General features: G+C 72.2%; 2 protein-coding genes. Both read right to left on the minus strand.

Features of this window, described 5'->3' with window-relative positions; genetic code table 11:
- Positions 1 to 12: 12 nt before the first annotated feature.
- On the minus strand, positions 13 to 834 hold the full coding sequence (locus WCJ52_RS13105) for an MBL fold metallo-hydrolase (RefSeq protein ID WP_336903745.1): 822 nt from the start codon (positions 832 to 834) through the stop codon (positions 13 to 15).
- Positions 831 to 1,562, minus strand: a 732-nt coding sequence (locus WCJ52_RS13110; protein ID WP_336903746.1) for a TatD family hydrolase, incomplete at its 5' end; no start/stop codon positions are given. The genes WCJ52_RS13110 and WCJ52_RS13105, both read right to left, overlap by 4 nt.

The raw sequence follows: 1,562 nt of genomic DNA on the forward strand, positions 1-1,562 counted from the left end.
TCAGGCGCGGGGTCACGCCCCCTCCCCCAGCTGGTGCTCGAAGCGCAGGCCGTCGAAGGCCGGCTCCACCCCTGGCGGCAGGCGGGCGCTGAGGGCGGTGAAGTCCAGGTCGATGTGCATGTTGGTGAGGATGGTACGCCGGGGCTTCAGCCGGGCCGCCCACTCCAGGGTGAGCTCGACATGGGCGTGGGTCGGGTGCGGACGCCAGCGCAGGGCGTCGACGATCCAGGTGTCCAGGCCGGCCAGGGCCTGGAAGGCATCCTCCGGCAGGCCGACCACGTCGCTGGAATAGGCCACGTCACCGAACCGGTAGCCGACGGAGCGCAGGCCGCCATGATCCTGGTCGAAGGTGACGACGGGGATGGCACCGGAGGGGCCGTCCACCGACCAGTCCTGGCCATGGGGCGGGATCAGCACCGGGTCGGCGATTCCGGGATAGCCGCCCTCCCCTTCGAAGATATAGCCGAACCGGCGGCCCATGGAGGTGAAGGTGGCGGCGTCCATGTGGCAGGGAATGCGCGCCCTCTGGCGGATGAAGAAGGCGCGGATATCGTCGATGCCGTGGGTCTGGTCGGCGTGGTCGTGGGTCAGGAGCAGGGCGTCGAGCCGGCGGGCGCCGGCCTGGGCCGTCTGCCAGCGCAGGTCGGGCGAGGCGTCCACCAGGACGGTGGTGGCCTGGGCTGGATCGGGGGCCGTGCGGCGGACCAGCAGGGAGCAGCGGGTGCGGAAGTTGCGGGGGTCGGCTGGATCGCACTCGCCCCAGTCGCCGTCGGCCCTCGGCACGCCGCCGGAAGAGCCGCAGCCCAGGATGGTGAACTCCAGGGTCCCGCTCATGGCCGAGGGATCCGGTCGAAGAGGGCGAAGAAGGCGTCCTCGCAGCGCGCCTCGGCCTCTTCTGGGCTCCAGCCACGAACCGTGGCCAGGCCGGCCAGGACGGCGGGCAGGAAGGCCGGCTCGTTGCGGCGTCCCCTGTGCGGGATCGGGGCGAGGTAGGGGCAGTCGGTCTCGACGATGATGCGGTCGGCGGGCATGTCGCGGATGACGGCCCGAACGTCCTCGGCGGCCTTGAAGGTGGCAATCCCCGAGACCGAGAACCAGGCGCCGAGGGCCGCGGCCCTGCGGGCCAGCTCCGCCCCGGAGGTGTAGCAGTGCAGCAGCATGCGGAAGGGGGCGCGGGCGAAGGCCGCTTCCAGCATGTCGCCCATCAGGTCGTCGGCCTCCCGGGTGTGGACCACCAGGGGCAGGCCGCTGTCCTGGGCCGCCGCGATGTGGGCGGCGAAGACCCGGGCCTGGATGTCCCGGGGCGACAGGTCGTAGTGGAAGTCGAGGCCGGTCTCGCCGATCCCCACCACCTTGGGGTCGTCGGCCAGGTCCGTGAGGGTGCGGGGCGACAGGTCCGGGACGTCCTTGGCCTCGTGCGGGTGGACACCCACCGTGCACCAGATGTCGGGGGCCTGGGCGATGGCCCGGTTGGCCGGGAAGGTCGTCAGCCGGTCCGAGATGTTGACCATCAGGGCGATGCCGGCGGCCCGGGCCCGGTCGATCACCTCCTGCCGGTCGGC

Source organism: Phenylobacterium sp., assembly GCF_037138395.1.
In the GTDB taxonomy this organism is placed as follows: domain Bacteria; phylum Pseudomonadota; class Alphaproteobacteria; order Caulobacterales; family Caulobacteraceae; genus Phenylobacterium.

Excerpts from the sequence above, each read along its gene's own strand:
- WCJ52_RS13105 (WP_336903745.1), bottom strand. The coding sequence starts at position 834 with ATGAGCGGGACCCTGGAGTTCACCATCCTGGGCTGCGGCTCTTCCGGC.